The organism is Microbispora sp. NPDC049633 (assembly GCF_040675265.1).
GTDB classification, from domain to species: domain Bacteria; phylum Actinomycetota; class Actinomycetes; order Streptosporangiales; family Streptosporangiaceae; genus Microbispora; species Microbispora maris.
Map to the genome: position 1 here is coordinate 1 of NZ_JBFAOO010000073.1, position 15212 is coordinate 15212.

Here is a 15212-nt window from a genome sequence, read left to right on the forward strand (position 1 = left end):
TGTGGTCGCGAGGGCTCCGGCGGCCATCCCCCGCCGGACGGCGGTGGCGGTGTCGAGGCCGGCCGCGAGGGCCGCGCCCACGAAGCCGGTGAAGGCGTCGCCCGCGGCGGTGGTGTCCACCGGGGTGACCGCGTAGGCGGGGAAGTGCCGGGTGCGCTCCGGGGTGACCGACAGGGCCCCGGCCGCGCCGAGCGTGATGATCGCGTGGCGCACGCCGCGGTCGAGGAACCAGGCCGCGGCCCGCTCGGCGGACGCGACGTCGACGACCTCCACCCCGGTCAGCGCGGCCGCCTCGCTCTCGTTTGGGGTGACGACCGCGACGTGCGGCCAGACCCGGTCGGGCAGTGGCCGCGCGGGCGCGGGGTCGAGCACCACGGTCAGGCCGGCCCGCGCGCCCTCCTCGGCCGCGTGACAGGCGACGTCGACGGGGGTCTCCAGCTGGAGGAGCAGCACGCTCGCCTTCTCGCGCACGGCCCTGATGCTCTCGTCCACCATCTCGGCGCTGAGGTCCGCGTTGGCGAGTGGAGTCATGACGATGTCGTTCTCGCCCGACGCGTCCACCCTGATGTGCGCGACGCCGGTGCGGCCGGCCACGGAGCGGACCTCCGTCAGCGCCACGCCGTGGGAGCGCAGCGCCGATGAGACGATCTCACCGAACGGATCCGTGCCGACACAGCCGACCAGCCAGGTGGGCGCTCCCGCACGGGCGGCGGCGACCGCCTGGTTCGCGCCCTTCCCCCCGAGGACCAAGGTGACGTCGTCGCCGAGAACGGTCTCTCCCCGGCGCGGGAGGCGGCGGGTGAAGGCGGTGACATCCGCGGAGATGCTCCCGACGACGACGACACCTTGCGGTTCCATCAGATTCCTCCTGTTTCAGCTGCTTCAGGGATGTCAGGAGACCCGGCCGAGCGTCTCGATCGCGCCGACCATGAGATCCCAGAACCGGTCCCGGTCCAGCACGATCCCGACGTTCGCGTTGGGTTCCCAGTCCATGCGGCGGTGCAGGTCGGCCACGGTCGCTCCCCGGGTGTGCCGGCCGTCCAGCTCGATCCGCAGGCCCACCCGCTCGTACGTCATGACCTCGGGATCGATGAGGTACGCCACCGTGATCGGGTCGTGCAGCGGCGGAGCGGGGAACCCCCAGGTCTCGTGATAGGTGGAGCCGAAGAACGTGAGCAGTTCCACGCAGACCCGGGCGAGCGGAGTGCCGAGCGCCTCGATCCTGGCGAGCACGTCGGCGGTCACCAGCGCCTGGTGGCTGACGTTGAGCCCCACCCATGTCGTCGGCACGCCGCTGTCCAGCACCTCCGCCGCCGCCTCCGGGTCGGCGTAGATGTTGAACTCCGCGTACGGCGTGTGGTTGCCGCGATCCGTGGAGCCTCCCATGATCACGACTTCCCTGATCCGCTCGCGGTCCTCGGGATGACGGCGCAGCAGGGTGGCGATGTTCGTCAGCGGGCCGATGGCCACCACGGTCACCGGCTCGGCGGCGGCCGCCAGCGTGTCGTGGATCAGGTCCACGCCGTGGCGGGGGTCGAGCGGGACGCTCGGCTCCCCGAACGCCGGGCCGTCCAGGCCGCTCTCCCCGTGCACGTAGTCGCCGATCTCCAGCGGCGCCGTCAGCGGGCGGTCGCAGCCCGCGGCGACCGGCACGCCGGTGACGCCGGCGAGGCTCAGCATCCGGCGGGCGTTGAGCGCGGTCTTCTCCACCGTCTGGTTCCCCGCGACGGTCGTGACCGCGCGCAGGTCGATCGCCGGGCTGGCCACCGCGAGCAGGATGGCCATGGCGTCGTCGTGCCCGGGGTCGCAGTCGAGGATCACCGGGATCGGCATGTCAGAGCTCCTTCGCGAGCCAGCGGACCGCCCGGGTGAACAGGGTGCGGTAGCCGTCCCAGGAGACGAACTCGTCCGGGCACCAGTGCGGCGCGATGTCGGAGGCCCAGGCGAGCGTGCGCCCCGCCCCGGCCTGCCGTACGGCGAGCAGGGGGTCGCCGCCGACGGTCGCGAGCAGCGTCGCGTCCTCGGGCAGCGCGAACCGGTTGTAACCGAGCAGGTCGGGCCACTGGGCGGGGAGCCCGGCCACGATGGGGTGCGCGTCGTCGGCGAGCAGGCCGGGCACGCCCTGCGGGGTCTCGACGCGGTCGTCGTAGCGGGAGATCCGGGCGGGGAGCACCCGTTCGACCGCCGTGCCGGCGAACGCGGCCTTGGCCTCGAAGCCCTGGAAGCTCAGGTAACCGCCGGCCATGGCGAGGCCGCCGCCCTGCTCCACCCAGTCGGCCAGCAGGTCGAGGCGGTTGACGGTCTTCTCGCTGGCCAGCCAGGTAGCGGGGTGCAGCAGGATGCTGTTGGCCCCGATGTCGGAGAGCACGACCACGTCGTAGGCGGCCAGCGCCTCGGGCGTGCCGGGGAACAACGCGGGCACGTCGTGCGCGGGCAGGTGGTCGACCTCGATGCCGTCGGCGGCCAGGACGCCCCGCAGGGGTTCGATTCCGGTGTGGTAGGTGGTCGAGGTGAACGCGTCGAAGCCCTTGTAGTGGGTCGACACGCTCACCCACGATTCACCGGCGACGAGCACGCGGGTCATGGAAATCGTCTCCTTCTTTCTACGTCTGTGATCAGTGGCCGCGCGCGGCGGCGAGGAAGAGCTCGCGCGGGTTGCCCGCGAGCAGCCGGGTGGTGTCGCCGGCGGTCAGCCCGTGCCGGTGCAGGCGCGGGACGAAGTAGGTGAGGATGTGGGCGTAGCCGGTGCCGCCGTAGCGGACGAGCATGGTCTTCAGGAACACGTCCTGGGAGAGCAGCACCCGGTGCCCGAGCCCGGCGCGGACCAGCCAGGTCACGGCGGCGGCGTTCTCCTCGTCGCACGGGGACTGGCCCTCGCCCGGATAGAGGTAGTCCATGCCGCACATGTCGTAGCCGAGATAGGCGCCGCGCAGGGCGAGGGACACCTGGTAGTCGCGGTCCGCCCCGCTGGGGTTCAGGTGCGAGAGCACGGTGCCGGCGAGCAGGCCGCCCTCCTCCGCGACGACGTCGAGCACGCGGTGACCGTGCCGCACCCAGCCGGGGAGGTGGACCGAGAGCGGCACGCCCGTGCGGGCCTGCGCCCGGGCCGCGCCGCGCAGCACCTTCTCCTCCTCGGGGGTGAAGTCCGGCGAGACGCCGATCTCCCCGATCACGCCGGCCCGGACGCCGTCCACGCCATCGGTGAGGTCGCGCTCGATCTCGTCGGCGACGTCCGCCGCCGTCATCGAGCGGACCCGGGCGGGGTGGGTCTTCTCCAGGTAGAAGCCGCAGCCCATGACGACGTTCAGCCCGGTGGCGCGGGCGATCGCGACCAGCTCGCCGGGCGCCCGCCCGATGCCCTCGGGGGTCACCTCGAGCAGCGTGCGCCCGCCGCGCTCGGCGAACCTGCGCACCTCCTCGATCGCGGTTCCCGTGTCGTCCAGCGACACGTTGTCGCGGGAGAGGTACGGGTCGTTTCGTAGCCTGCCGAGGAACTCCATCCGCACGGGGTGCCCGGCGATCAGCTCGCCCTCGGCGTCGCCCTCGGGCGCGGGGTGCCAGGCGCGGGCGCCGTCGTTGCGCAGGTGCTCGTGGCAGAGCGTGATCCCGAGGTCGTCGGGGGACACCGGGCCGAGCACGGTGTTCACCAGCGCCGTCGTCACGGCCGGAGGCCGGGCCGGGGAGGTCATTTCCGGATCGCCCCGAACTTCGCCCACACCTTGCTGTTGGCGAAGATGGCCAGCAGCAGGATGCCGCCTTGGACGATCTGCACGTAGAACGGCGAGACGTGCAGCAGCACCAGGCCGTTGGCGATCACGCCGAGCGTGAGCGCGCCGAGGATCGTGCCGAGCATGCTCGCCCGGCCGCCGAAGAGGCTGGTGCCGCCGAGCACGACGGCCGTGATGACCTCCAGCTCGAAGCCGGATCCGGCGTTGGACGAGCCGGAGCTTAGACGGGTGGCGATCAGCACGCCCGCGACCGCCGCCGCCAGGCCGGCGAGCACGTAGACGGTCAGCCCGACCTTCCGCGTGTTCACGCCGGTGCGCCGCAGCGACTCGCCGTTGGAGCCGAGTCCGATGACGTAGCGGCCGAACGGCGTCCGGGTGAGGACGAGCCAGCCGATCAGCGCGACGACCACCGCGATGATGGCCGGGACGGGCACCCCGGCGACGCGGCCCTGGCCGATCTGGACGATCCAGAGGTCTCCGTCGATGGGGGTCGAGTAGCCCTCGGTGGCACGCAGCGCCGTGCCCCGCATGATCGACAGCATCGCGAGCGTGACGATGAACGGCGGGATGTTCTGGTAGGAGGAGAACCACCCGTTCACGAACCCGATCAGGGCGCCGAGCGCGAGGATCGCGACCAGGGCGAGGGTGGGGTTCCACCCGTGCTGCAGCACGATCGCGAGCAGCGAACCCGACAGTGCGACCGTGGAGCCGACCGACAGGTCGATGCCGGACGTGCTGATCACGAAGGTCATCGCGGTCGCGACGACCAGCGTGGGGGCGATCTGCCGCAGCAGGTTGAGCAGGTTGCCCGTCGTGGCGAACCGGTCGGCGGAGAACGCGAAGAAGATCAGCAGGACCACCAGCACGACCGCGATCGCGATCGTCTGCGCGTGCCGGCCGATGTGGGCGTTGGCCCGGGCCGACCTGGTGGTGACGACCCGCTGGCTGGTCCCGTGGCTGGTCCCGGTCTTGGTGGCGGTCACCGTCGCACCCCCTCCTTCATCTCTCCCTCGTCGTGGGCGACGATCTCGGACACGAGCCGTTCGAGGCTGGTGTTCCGGGCGTCGAGGTCGGCCCTGAGCGTGCCCTCGTACATGACGCACAGCCGGTCGCAGACCCGGAAGAGGTCCTGCAGGCGGTGGGTGATGAGGATCACCGACACGCCCTGGGCCGAGACTGTCTTGATCAGTTCGAGGACGGTCTCGACCTCGGCGACGGCGAGCGCCGCCGTCGGCTCGTCGAGGATGAGCAGCTTGGGCCCGAAGGTCACGGCCCGGGCGATGGCGACCGCCTGCCGCTGGCCGCCGGACAGTCCCCCGACGGGGATGTCCGTCAGCGGGATCCGGATGTTCAGGGCGTCCAGGTGGCGACGGGCGTCCTCGTGCATCTTCCGTATGTCGAGCATCATGCCGCCGGCCTTGCGCGGCTCCCTGCCGAGGAACAGGTTCCCGGCCACGTCGATGTCGTCGCACAGCGCGAGGTCCTGGTAGACCATCTCGATGCCCAGCTCGCGGGCGTCCTTGGGGGTGGCGAAGGAGACCGGCCGGCCGTCGAAGACGATCTCACCGGAGTCCGGCACGACGGCGCCGGCCAGCACCTTCATGAGGGTGGACTTGCCGGCCGCGTTGTCGCCGACGAGCCCGACCACCTCTCCCGGGCCGACGCGCAGCGTCGGGCCGCGCAGCGCGTCGACCATTCCGTAGCGCTTGCGGATGTCGCGCATGACCACCCGATCAACGCGATCCGCCTTCTGGTCGGTCATGCGAATCCCTTCGCCGCTCACTTGAACGTGGCGCGGTACGAATCGACGTTGTCCTTGGTCACGATCGTCACGGGCACGTCGATCTTCTTCTTCGGCTGGGCGCCGCCGACCAGGGCCTGGGCCTCCTTGACGGCCTCGTAGCCCTCGGTCTTCGGGTCCTGCTGGACCACCCCGGCGACGAACCCGGCGTCGATGCCGCTGATGGCCTCCTTGGTCAGGTCCCAGCCGAAGACCTTGACCCGGTCGCCCGCGTTCTGCGACTTCACGGCGGCGACCGTGCCGAGCAGGGCCGGCTCGCCCGTGGCGTACACGATGTTCATGTCGGAGCGGGAGGTGAGCAGGTTCTCCGCGGCCGACATCGCGGCCTCCTGCTTGTTCTGCCCGTCGACGGTCTGAACGATCTTGGCGCCGGCGCCCTCGACCGTCTTGTTGAAGTCGTCCTTGCGGATGTTCTGGATGAAGGAGTTCAGGGCGCCCACCACGCCGATCTTCGGCGCGGTCAGGCCCTGCGCCTGGGCCCACTTGTTGACGAAGTCGCCCGCCTGCTGGGCCGCCGCGGCGTTGTCCACGCCCACCTGGGTGTCCACGGCGGGCGAGTCGACGATCGCGTCCACGGCGACGACCTTCAGTCCGGCGTCCTTGGCGATCTTCACCGCGGGCTTGATGCCCTCGACGTCGATGGCGACCACGATGACCGCGTCGAACTGCTGCTGGACGAAGTTGTCGATGGCCTCGTTCTGCTTGGCCGGGTCGTCGTTGGCGTTGAAGACCGTGAGGTCGACGTTCGCCTCCTTCGCCGCCTGCTGGGCGCCGGCGTTCATCTCGTTGAAGAAGATCGCCTGCTGGTTGATCTGGACGAGCCCGACCCTCGGCCGGTCTCCGCCGGAGCCCCCGGAAGCGCCGGAGGCGCCGGAGTCGTCCGAGCTGCCGCAGGCCGCCGCCAGCAGGCCGGTGGCCAGGATCGTCGTCGCCGCGGTCAGGCGGATGAGTCTCGTGGATCGAGCCATGAGAGATGAGCCTTTCGGGGGGGCGGGGTAGGGATGGGTCGGACGGGTAATCGATTACCCGAGTTTCGGGCATGCTAGTGGGACCGAAAAAGCACCGTCAAGGTGCGGTTTCCTCACTGAACCTCTATCGTTCCGTGTGATCTCGGCACTACAAGGGGCCGTAAGGTCGATCGTTGGCAAAGATCAAGGGAAATCGATTACACGATGGGCGTGACGATTCACGACGTGGCGCGGGCAGCGGGCGTCTCCGTGGCCTCGGCCTCCCGCGCGCTCTCGGGGCGGCGCAAGGTCACGCCCGAGGTCGCCGAGCGGGTCGCGCGTGCCGCGGCCGAGCTCGGCTACCAGCCGAACGCGGTCGCCAAGGCGCTGCGCGACCAGACCACCGGCACCATCGGCATGGTCGTGCCGGGCATCGGGAACCCGTTCTTCACCACCATCGTCGAGGCCGTGGAGCGCGAGCTGCAGAACTCCGGCACCGACCTGCTGCTGTGCTCGTCCCGGTACGATCCCCAGATCGAGGCCCGGAGGCTGGAGACCCTGCTGGCCCGGCGCGTGGACGGGCTGATCATCAGTCCGTGCGACATCGAGGGCAGCGTCCCGGCCGTGCTGGACGCGGCCCGCCGGGTGCCCCTCGTGCAGCTCGACCGCCACATCGAGGGCGGCACGGCCGACTGGGTGGGCGTGGACGACGAGGCGGGGGTGACCCTGGCGGTCGAGCACGTGATCGCGGGCGGGGCACGCTCGGTGGTCTTCGCGGGCAGCCGGCTGGTGAGCTCCTCCGCCCGGCTGCGGCTCAGCGGGTTCGAACGCGCCGCGGCGCGGGCCGGGGTGGAGATCCTGCCGCCGCTGCTGGGCGAGTTCACCCTGGACTGGGGCATCGAGGCCGGGCACAGGCTGCTCGACGCCGGCCGACTGCCGGACGCGGTGGTCTGCGGGAACGACGAGATCGCCGTGGGCCTGGTGCGGTCGCTGCGGTTCGGCGGGGCGCGCGTCCCCGAGGACGTCTCGGTCGTCGGGTTCGACGACGTGGGCCACGCGACCATGTGCGACCCGCCGCTCAGCACGGTGCGCCAGCCGGTGGAGGAGATGGCGGCGGAGGCGGTGCGCCTGCTCGGCCAGGTCAAGGCCGCCGACCCGCGGCCCGCGCAGCGGATCGCGATCACGCCCAGGCTCGTCGTACGGCAGACCAGCCGGCTGTCGGCGGCCGGCGTCGCAGAGTAGGTCAGGGGAAGGAGTCCGGGTGGACGAGGCGGTCGAGCTGACACGCGAGCTGGTCAGGATCGACTCGGTGGGCGGGGGCGAGGCCGCGGTGGCCGAACCGCTCGCGAGACGACTGTCGGACGCCGGTTTCGCGGTGCGGCGGCACGAGCACGCGCCCGGCCGGACCGGCCTGGTCGCCCGCTGGGGGTCGGGCGAGCCGGTGACGCTGACCGGGCATCTCGACACGGTGCCGCTGGGCGGGCAGACGTGGCGGCACGCGCCGCACGGCGCGGAGATCGACGGCGACCGGCTGTACGGCCGTGGTTCGAGCGACATGAAGTCCGGCGTGGCCGCGCTGGTGGTCGCCGCCGAGCGGCACGTGCGCCGCGCCGGGGCGAAGGGCGCGCTGGAGATCGTCCTCACCGTCGGCGAGGAGACCGGTTGTGACGGCGCGGCCGGCATGGCGGCCGCGGGCCTGGTGGGCAGGTCGCGCGCGCTGCTGGTGGCCGAGCCGACCGCCAACCGGGTGCTGCTCGGGCACAAGGGCGCGCTCTGGCTGGAGGCCACCACCCGGGGCAGGACGGCGCACGGCTCGATGCCGCACCTCGGCGACAACGCGATCTACAAGCTCGCCCGCGTGATCGGCGCCGTCGAGCGGTTCGATCCCGGGGTGCCCGAACACCCCTGGCTCGGCCCGTCCACGGTGAACGTGGGGACGGTGCGCGGCGGGATCAACGTGAACTCCGTGCCCGACCTGGCCGCCGCGACCATCGACCTGCGAACCGTCGCCGGCCAGGACCACGGGCGGCTCCGCGAGCGGTTGCAGGCCGCGCTCGGCGACGAGGCGACCCTCGACGTGCTCGTGGACCTGCCCGCGATCTGGACGGAGCCGGACGACCCCTTCGTGCGTGCCCTGGTGGACGCGGGGGCGGGCGCGCCCGGCGACCATCCGGCGGCCAGCTACTTCACCGACGCCTCGGTCCTCGCCACCGTCTGCGGCGGAGGCCCCACGGTCATCTGCGGCCCCGGCGAGCCCGAGCAGGCGCACGTCACCGACGAATACTGCCTGGTCCACCGGATCGAGGAGGCCGTCGAGATCTACACCGCCGCCCTCGGGCGGTTCGGCTGATCGCGTGACCGGCCCGGCGACGTGGCCCGCGCAGCCGGGTCACGACCGCCCGCCGCGGACACCGGACGGTTATCGTCGGATTGTGGCAAGGCGATCATCACACTGCCGGTGACTCGAGGAGGTCGCGTGCGCGACGTGTCCCCGCCCCTGCACATGCGACGGGACGGATTCCATCCCGTCCCGGAGCTCTCCGCACTGCGCGACGACGAGGGGGTAGCCCGGATCCGCACCGTGTTCGGCACCGACGCCTGGCTGGTCACCAGATACGAGGATGTCCGAACGGTGCTGAGCCATCCGGAGCTGTACAGCAACGCGCTCGTGCCTCCGCTCCGGCCGCCCGGCGCGCCGCCGCCCAGCGCGGAGGAGGCCGCCGCGATGCGCGCCGGCAACCTGCTCGGCTCCGACCCTCCCGAGCACACCCGGCTGCGCCGGATGCTCACGGCCCAGTTCACCGTCCGCCGTATGCGGGGGCTGGAGCCCAGAGTCCAGCAGATCGTCGACGACCATTTGGACGCCATGGAACGCGGCGGACCACCCGCCGATCTGGTGACGGACTTCGCCCTCCCGGTTCCCTCCCTGGTGATCTGCGAGCTGCTGGGCGTGCCGTACGCCGACCGGGCCGGCTTCCAGGGGACGTCCAAGCGGATGCTGGACGCGTCCCTGTCTCCGGACGAACGGGCGGCCGCGGCGGCGGAGGCCCGGGCGTACATCGCAGGCCTGATCAAGACGATGCGCAAGGACCCCGGTGAGGACCTGCTCGGCATGCTCGTTCGCGAGCACGGCGACGAGTTGAGCGACCCCGAGCTCACCGGCATCGGCACCCTGCTGCTGCTCGCCGGGCACGAGACCACGGCCAACATGCTGTCCTTGGGCACCCTCGCCCTGCTGCGGCATCCCGATCAGCTCACGCTGCTGCGCGACGAGCCGGACCGCGTGGACGCCGCCGTCGAGGAACTGCTGCGATGGCTCAGCATCGTGCACTCCGGAACGGTCAAGATCACTACGTCCGAGGTCCGGCTGGGCGATCGGACCCTCGGCCCCGGCGAGACCGTCATCTGCTCCCTGCCCGCCGCCAACCGCGACCCCGGGCTCGTTCCGAACCCGGACGACCTTGACATCCGCCGGGATGTCATCGGCCACGTCGCGTTCGGACACGGCGTCCATCACTGTCTCGGCGCTCCCCTGGCCCGCATGGAGATGCGAATCGCGTTCCCCGCCCTGCTGCGCCGGTTCCCCGGCCTGCGACTGGCGGGCGACCCCCTGTTCCGCTCCTTCACCGTCGTACACGGCCTGACCACGATGCCGGTCACCTGGTAGGCCTCCGGCTCACCGCCGAGCACCCGGCACCGGCTCGGCGGCGCCGATTACCGAGTTCGACAAGTGGATGCTGCGCGACTGGTGGCGCGACCTCAAAAGCCGGTACGGCTACTGATCGCCGGCTCCTCACCACGGCCTCCTCCCCCGGACTGACCGGAGGAGGAGGCCGTGCGGGGCCCCTCCGGAGAGGGCGAGCCGCCCCTCGTCGCCCGACGCGGAGCCGTCAGGCGACCGAGGCGGGGAACCTCTCCCAGACGCGGTGGGCGGCCATCGACCGCCGCACAGCGGTGAACACCTCGGTGGCGGAGTCACCGGAGACAACGCCCGGCGTGCCGCTGATCCCGGCCTGCGCGAGCAGTTTCGCGCCGCCGCCCCACGCGCCGATCGCCTTCGCGTGCCGCCAGCACTCGTCGATCATGAGCATCACCCGCGGGTCCACCGCGATGGCGTCGCCCGCTCCCGCCTTGGCGTCACGCGCGGGCAGCGCGTCCGGCGCCGGCACCGGCGCGGCCGCCAGCAGCAGCGCGTCGAACTCGATCGACCGGGCGGTGGCGAAGGTCCGCTGCACGGGCAGGTCGCCCAGCATGCCGCCGTGCGGCGCGATCAGCAGCGGCACCATCCCGGCGGCGAACACGGCCTTGCGCAGGTCGCGTACGCCGTCGAGGTCGGCGCCGTCGTCGACCACGACGCCGACCATGCGGCCGTCACCCGGCCACTCCTTGCCCACCTGCGACAGCGCGGGGCTGGGCGCCGAGTCGGCGAGCGGCAGGGTCGGCTCCGGCGCGGGCAACCCCAGCCCGGTGGCGACCTCCCGGCACAGGACCGGGTCGATGTTCGCCAGGCACTGGAGCTGACGCTCCTTGATCGCCTGCTCGTAGCACTTGCCCAGCTCGAAGGTGTAGGCGCGGATGATGTGCTCCTTCTCCACCGGCGTCATGCTCAGCCAGAACAGGCGCGTCTGGCTGAAGTGGTCGTCGAAGGACACGGGGTTGGCGCGGACCTTCCTCGCCTGGGCGACCTCGACCGGCACGTCGGTGTACGCCTTCTCCCCGTCGCCGGCGACGAACGGGTTGCCGCCGTCCAGGGAGTTCGGCCGGTACGGCGCGACGCCGGCGTGGACGGCGTGCTGGTGGAAGCCGTCGCGGAGCATGTCGTTGACCGGGCAGTGCGGACGGTTGATCGGGATCTGCGCGAAGTTCGGGCCGCCCAGTCGCGTGATCTGCGTGTCGAGGTAGGAGAACAGCCGCGTCTGCAGCAGCGGGTCGTTGGTGACGTCGATGCCCGGCGGCAGGTGCCCGACGTGGAAGGCGACCTGCTCGACCTCGGCGAAGAAGTTGGTGGGCGTCCGGTCGAGCGTCATCTTCCCGATCGCCTGCACCGGCGCGAGCTCCTCGGGCACGATCTTGGTCGGGTCCAGCAGGTCGATGCCCTCGAACATCTGGTCAGGAGTGTCGGGGAAGACCTGGATGCCGAGCTCCCACTCGGGGTAGGCGCCGGCCTCGATCGCGTCGTACAGATCGCGGCGGTGGAAGTCCGGGTCCATGCCGCTGAGCATCTGCGCCTCCTCCCAGGTCAGGGAGTGCACGCCGAGCTTGGGCTTCCAGTGGAACTTGACCAGCACCGTCTCCCCGGCCTCGTTCACCAGCCGGAAGGTGTGGACGCCGAAGCCCTCCATCATGCGGAAGGAGCGCGGGATCCCGCGGTCGGACATGTTCCACATCGTGTGGTGCTGCGCCTCGGTGTGCAGCGAGACGAAGTCCCAGAACGTGTCGTGCGCGCTCTGCGCCTGAGGGATCTCCCGGTCCGGGTGCGGCTTGCCCGCGTGGATCACGTCGGGAAACTTGATGCCGTCCTGGATGAAGAAGACCGGGATGTTGTTGGCGACGAGGTCGAAGGTGCCCTCGTCGGTGTAGAACTTGGTGGCGAACCCGCGGGTGTCGCGGACCGTGTCGGCCGATCCGCGCGAACCGAGGACCGTGGAGAACCGCACGAAGACGTCGGTCTTCTTCCCCTTCTTCAGGAAACCGGCCTTGGTCACCGCTTCGGCGGTGCCGTACCCCTCGAAGACGCCGTGGGCGCCGGCGCCCCGGGCGTGGACGACGCGCTCGGGGATGCGCTCGTGGTCGAAGTGCGTGATCTTCTCGCGCAGATGGTGGTCCTGCAGGAGGGTCGGGCCGCGCTCGCCGGCCTTCAGCGAGTGGTCGGTGTCGCGCAGCCGCGCTCCCTGCGCGGTGGTGAGGTGGGCGCCCTGCTGCCCCTTGGCCGTGGCGGGCGCGCCGGTCTCCGCTCCGGTCGGTGTGACGGTCGCGGGAGCGCCCTGCTCCTTCTTCGGGGGCAGCGGATCGCGCGGCGTCGTCGGCTCCTCAAGGGTCGCCGGGGCGCTGCCCGGCGAGCCGGGCACGTCCGGCGTCAGGAAGTCGGTCACCTTCTCCGCCGCGTTCTCCACGACCTCCTTGACCGCCTTGGCGGGCTTGCTGGCATCCATGGTGCGATCCTCCATCAAGCGGTAACGAGCAGTCCGCGCGCCGTACCCGCTGGTAGGAGGGCCAAACCTGTCAGCGGCCTCCACCCGCGACGGTGTCCCCGCGGCGGGCCGCCGCGAGGACACGTGCCGCAGCAGGCCTCAGCTGTACGGACGGTTGGACATGTGCTCGGCCGTACCCACACGGTGCTTCTGCTTGCGCATCCCGGCGAGACCGAGCAGACCGAGCAGGCCCAGCAGACCCCACAGGCCTCCGCTGCCGCCGTCGTCCCTGCCCTGGCCGGGCTGCGGCGACGGACTGGGCTGGCTGTACGTGGCCGGCGCGACGGGCGTATCCGCCGTGGCGGCCGCGGCCGGGGCGAGCGTGAGCAGGAAGGCCAGCCCCAGGCTCGTGAGCATCTTGCGCATTGGTTTCCCCCGATCCGGCGGTCTCGCGATCGGGAGACCGCCTTCTGTCCCCCTCCGGACGAAGCCCTGTCCCTGGAGGGTCGACCCCCCGTCATCCCTGGGGCGCACCTCCGCGACGGCTGGTGCGTCCACGGGTCCCGCTAAGAGGACCGGCAATGGATGACCGCCTCGCCCGTACCTTCGCGACGGGAACGCGATTCGCTACTCGCCCGTCACGGTGTATCTGCGCAACCGGGGCCGGTCGCCCTCATGGGTTGTCGCGCCGAGGCCCGTCGGCTCCTCCGGGCGCGTCATCGCGTCCTCGATGCCGCCCGTACCTGTGCCGGTGCCGATGCCCGTGCCGGTCTCGATGCCACCGGTCTCGATGCCGCCGGTCTCCACGCCGCCGGTCTCGCCGTACCCGAGGCGATCACGTTCGCGCATGCCGCTCTCGTGGGCCCAGCCGCCTTCGCCGGGCTGGTTGGCCTCCCGCCAGGAGGTCTCCCAGCTCATGCCGTAGTAGCGGTACAGGTCGCGCTCCTCATCGGCCGACAGGTGCCCGCCGGCGTCGACGTCGATGTTCGGAGCGTCCTTGACGCGGTCCTTGTCGTAGGGCACCTCGACGTGGTCGGCGACCAGCTCCGCGTCCCGCATGGGCACGAAGGACTCCTTGAGGCCGAACAGGCCGGTCTTGATGCACAGCCACTCGGGCCTGCCGGTGACCTCGTCGAGGAAGACGTGCTTGACCTCGCCGATCTTGTTTCCGTCGATGTCGAAGAGGTCGTGGTCCAGTACCGCGGGGATCTGCTCCTGTGTGATCATGCGCTTCCCTCCTCTCCTTGCATCCCGATCCTCACCGCACGTATCTGATCAATGCGCCAGAGATGCTGATAAATACCGAAGGCAGGGATTGAAAAGGCCGACCTTTGACAGCTCGGCCACACCGGCCGCTCAGCCGCGCCCGGCATGCCGGATGCGTTCGCTGACGTGAGGGACGAACGTCGCGGTTGCCGCTCTCCTGCCGCTTATCCTGGGCACGTGAAGATCGGCAAGTGTGCGATGGCCGGCGCCGTCGTCCTTCTGCTGCTGGCCGGGTGCGCGCCCGGGGACGCCTCGCCTACCGACGCTCTCAAGGTGAGCAGCCCGGCGTTCGCCGAGAGCGCCGCGATCCCCGAGAAGCACGTGTGCACGCAGCAGGGCGGTGAGAACGTCTCACCTCCGCTGACCTGGGCCGGCGTTCCCGAGTCCGCACGCGAGCTGGCGATCGTGGTGGACGATCCCGACGCCCCCGGCGGGACGTACATCCACTGGATCGTGACAGGCATCCCGGTCTCGGCGACGAGCGTGAGCGAGGGGCAGGCCCAGGGGAAGGTGCTGCCGGGCAGCAACGGACAGGCCGCCTACGCGGGCCCCTGCCCGCCGAGCGGCAGACACCGCTACCACTTCATCGTGTACGCCCTGCGCGGTCCCGTCACACCGGGCGACGACGCGACGGCGACGCACCAGCACATCAAGGACGCCGCCGTCGCCTCGGGCGAGACCGTCGGCGTCTGGGGACGCTGAGCGGGCCGGCCTCCGATTGGCAGATCCGTTCATCTGTCTCCTGCGATCTCCGGGGACGGCGATGGCGCAAGGGGCGGCACACCGACGCGGAGCAACACCAAACCCTCGTCGTCCCATTCGGAACGCTTCTGTGGTGGCGGCAGCTCCACGCCCGCCAACCCGGCCGGAGATGAGAACTCCGCGCGAAGATGCTCGACAAGTTCCTCGGCGCGGCGAACCGTCAGCGCGAGCTCGTCCGGAGCCTCGACGCTGAGACCGAGGACGGCCGCGCCCTCGTCAGTGATCGTGATGATCGCTCCACGATGGTCGCGCCCTCTGAGGTACAGCGAGAACCCGCCGCCGCTTCGGGGCCTCAACTCGTCGATCGCGCACAGATCGGCATCGCTCGCCACACCCGAAAGGTAGACCCGCCGGAACGCGCCGAGCCGCTCGTCACCGGGGTCATCGACATCAACGTAAGTGGAGATGAACCGATCGAGGATCGGCGGCCGAGGGTCCGTAACCCACACGTACGCGTCGAGCCAGGGATACACAGGCCCGAGCGTAGATCAGCGATGAGCCGGCATGGGCACTCCATTGGACACCACTTCAACCCGGACCAGCGTTCCGCCTCAGCCTGAAGGAAGAGGAACTGCCG

The 15212-nt window shown here is 71.0% G+C and carries 15 protein-coding genes; 4 read left to right on the forward strand and 11 right to left on the reverse strand.

Annotated features, from left to right (window positions below; all coding sequences use genetic code 11):
• The 7 genes from AB0J39_RS20005 to AB0J39_RS20035 form a co-directional block, all read right to left on the reverse strand.
• On the reverse strand, positions 1 to 858 hold an 858-nt coding region (locus AB0J39_RS20005), incomplete at its 3' end, for a ribokinase (protein ID WP_363466708.1).
• Between the two features lie 33 nt (positions 859 to 891).
• The gene (locus AB0J39_RS20010) at positions 892 to 1833 is read right to left on the reverse strand and encodes a nucleoside hydrolase (protein ID WP_363466711.1); all 942 of its coding nucleotides are present in this window, start codon (positions 1831 to 1833) and stop codon (positions 892 to 894) included.
• Between the two features lies 1 nt (position 1834).
• Positions 1835 to 2584: a glutamine amidotransferase gene (locus AB0J39_RS20015; protein WP_363466714.1), complete on the reverse strand. Its 750-nt coding sequence runs from the start codon at positions 2582 to 2584 to the stop codon at positions 1835 to 1837.
• A gap of 31 nt (positions 2585 to 2615) precedes the next feature.
• Positions 2616 to 3662 carry a phosphotriesterase-related protein gene (locus tag AB0J39_RS20020; RefSeq protein WP_363466718.1) on the reverse strand — a complete coding sequence of 349 codons (1047 nt, stop codon included), beginning with the start codon at positions 3660 to 3662 and terminating at the stop codon, positions 2616 to 2618.
• 23 nt (positions 3663 to 3685) lie between these two features.
• Positions 3686 to 4711 (reverse strand): ABC transporter permease, encoded by a 1026-nt coding sequence (locus AB0J39_RS20025; protein WP_363466721.1) that lies wholly within the window; start codon positions 4709 to 4711, stop codon positions 3686 to 3688.
• Positions 4708 to 5490, reverse strand: coding sequence for an ATP-binding cassette domain-containing protein (locus tag AB0J39_RS20030; protein ID WP_363466723.1), 783 nt, complete (start codon positions 5488 to 5490; stop codon positions 4708 to 4710). The genes AB0J39_RS20025 and AB0J39_RS20030 overlap by 4 nt, the downstream gene beginning before the upstream one ends.
• 17 nt (positions 5491 to 5507) lie before the next feature.
• Positions 5508 to 6497: a substrate-binding domain-containing protein gene (locus AB0J39_RS20035; protein WP_363466726.1), complete on the reverse strand. Its 990-nt coding sequence runs from the start codon at positions 6495 to 6497 to the stop codon at positions 5508 to 5510.
• Between the two features lie 204 nt (positions 6498 to 6701).
• Between AB0J39_RS20035 and AB0J39_RS20040 the strand changes: the two genes are divergently transcribed.
• From AB0J39_RS20040 to AB0J39_RS20050, 3 genes are all read left to right on the forward strand, one after another.
• Positions 6702 to 7718 (forward strand): LacI family DNA-binding transcriptional regulator, encoded by a 1017-nt coding sequence (locus AB0J39_RS20040; RefSeq protein WP_363466729.1) that lies wholly within the window; start codon positions 6702 to 6704, stop codon positions 7716 to 7718.
• Positions 7719 to 7737: 19 nt separating this feature from the next.
• Positions 7738 to 8826 (forward strand): M20 family metallopeptidase, encoded by a 1089-nt coding sequence (locus AB0J39_RS20045; RefSeq protein WP_363466732.1) that lies wholly within the window; start codon positions 7738 to 7740, stop codon positions 8824 to 8826.
• Positions 8827 to 8952: 126 nt separating this feature from the next.
• Positions 8953 to 10143 carry a cytochrome P450 gene (locus tag AB0J39_RS20050; protein ID WP_363466735.1) on the forward strand — a complete coding sequence of 397 codons (1191 nt, stop codon included), beginning with the start codon at positions 8953 to 8955 and terminating at the stop codon, positions 10141 to 10143.
• Between the two features lie 223 nt (positions 10144 to 10366).
• Here the strand turns inward: AB0J39_RS20050 and AB0J39_RS20055 are convergent, their stop codons facing one another.
• The 3 genes from AB0J39_RS20055 to AB0J39_RS20065 all read right to left on the reverse strand — a co-directional run bounded on the left by AB0J39_RS20055 (position 10367) and on the right by AB0J39_RS20065 (position 13834).
• Positions 10367 to 12628: a catalase gene (locus AB0J39_RS20055; protein ID WP_363466738.1), complete on the reverse strand. Its 2262-nt coding sequence runs from the start codon at positions 12626 to 12628 to the stop codon at positions 10367 to 10369.
• A gap of 138 nt (positions 12629 to 12766) precedes the next feature.
• On the reverse strand, positions 12767 to 13033 hold the full coding sequence (locus AB0J39_RS20060; RefSeq protein WP_363466741.1) for a WGxxGxxG family protein: 267 nt from the start codon (positions 13031 to 13033) through the stop codon (positions 12767 to 12769).
• Positions 13034 to 13234: 201 nt separating this feature from the next.
• Positions 13235 to 13834 carry a PRC-barrel domain-containing protein gene (locus AB0J39_RS20065; protein WP_363466744.1) on the reverse strand — a complete coding sequence of 200 codons (600 nt, stop codon included), beginning with the start codon at positions 13832 to 13834 and terminating at the stop codon, positions 13235 to 13237.
• 216 nt (positions 13835 to 14050) lie between these two features.
• On the opposite strand from AB0J39_RS20065, the gene AB0J39_RS20070 reads away from it, so the two are divergent.
• Positions 14051 to 14575, forward strand: a complete 525-nt coding sequence (locus tag AB0J39_RS20070; RefSeq protein WP_363466746.1) for a YbhB/YbcL family Raf kinase inhibitor-like protein — start codon at positions 14051 to 14053, stop codon at positions 14573 to 14575.
• Positions 14576 to 14604: 29 nt separating this feature from the next.
• On the opposite strand, the gene AB0J39_RS20075 is transcribed toward AB0J39_RS20070, so the two are convergent.
• Positions 14605 to 15108 (reverse strand): hypothetical protein, encoded by a 504-nt coding sequence (locus tag AB0J39_RS20075; protein WP_363466749.1) that lies wholly within the window; start codon positions 15106 to 15108, stop codon positions 14605 to 14607.
• Between the last annotated feature and the right edge of the window lie 104 nt (positions 15109 to 15212).

Coding starts and splice junctions, on each gene's coding strand:
- AB0J39_RS20010 (WP_363466711.1), bottom strand. CDS start 1,833: ATGCCGATCCCGGTGATCCTCGACTGCGACCCCGGGCACGACGACGCC.
- AB0J39_RS20015 (WP_363466714.1), bottom strand. CDS start 2,584: ATGACCCGCGTGCTCGTCGCCGGTGAATCGTGGGTGAGCGTGTCGACC.
- AB0J39_RS20030 (WP_363466723.1), bottom strand. CDS start 5,490: ATGACCGACCAGAAGGCGGATCGCGTTGATCGGGTGGTCATGCGCGAC.
- AB0J39_RS20035 (WP_363466726.1), bottom strand. CDS start 6,497: ATGGCTCGATCCACGAGACTCATCCGCCTGACCGCGGCGACGACGATC.
- AB0J39_RS20040 (WP_363466729.1), top strand. CDS start 6,702: ATGGGCGTGACGATTCACGACGTGGCGCGGGCAGCGGGCGTCTCCGTG.
- AB0J39_RS20055 (WP_363466738.1), bottom strand. CDS start 12,628: ATGGATGCCAGCAAGCCCGCCAAGGCGGTCAAGGAGGTCGTGGAGAAC.
- AB0J39_RS20060 (WP_363466741.1), bottom strand. CDS start 13,033: ATGCGCAAGATGCTCACGAGCCTGGGGCTGGCCTTCCTGCTCACGCTC.
- AB0J39_RS20065 (WP_363466744.1), bottom strand. CDS start 13,834: ATGATCACACAGGAGCAGATCCCCGCGGTACTGGACCACGACCTCTTC.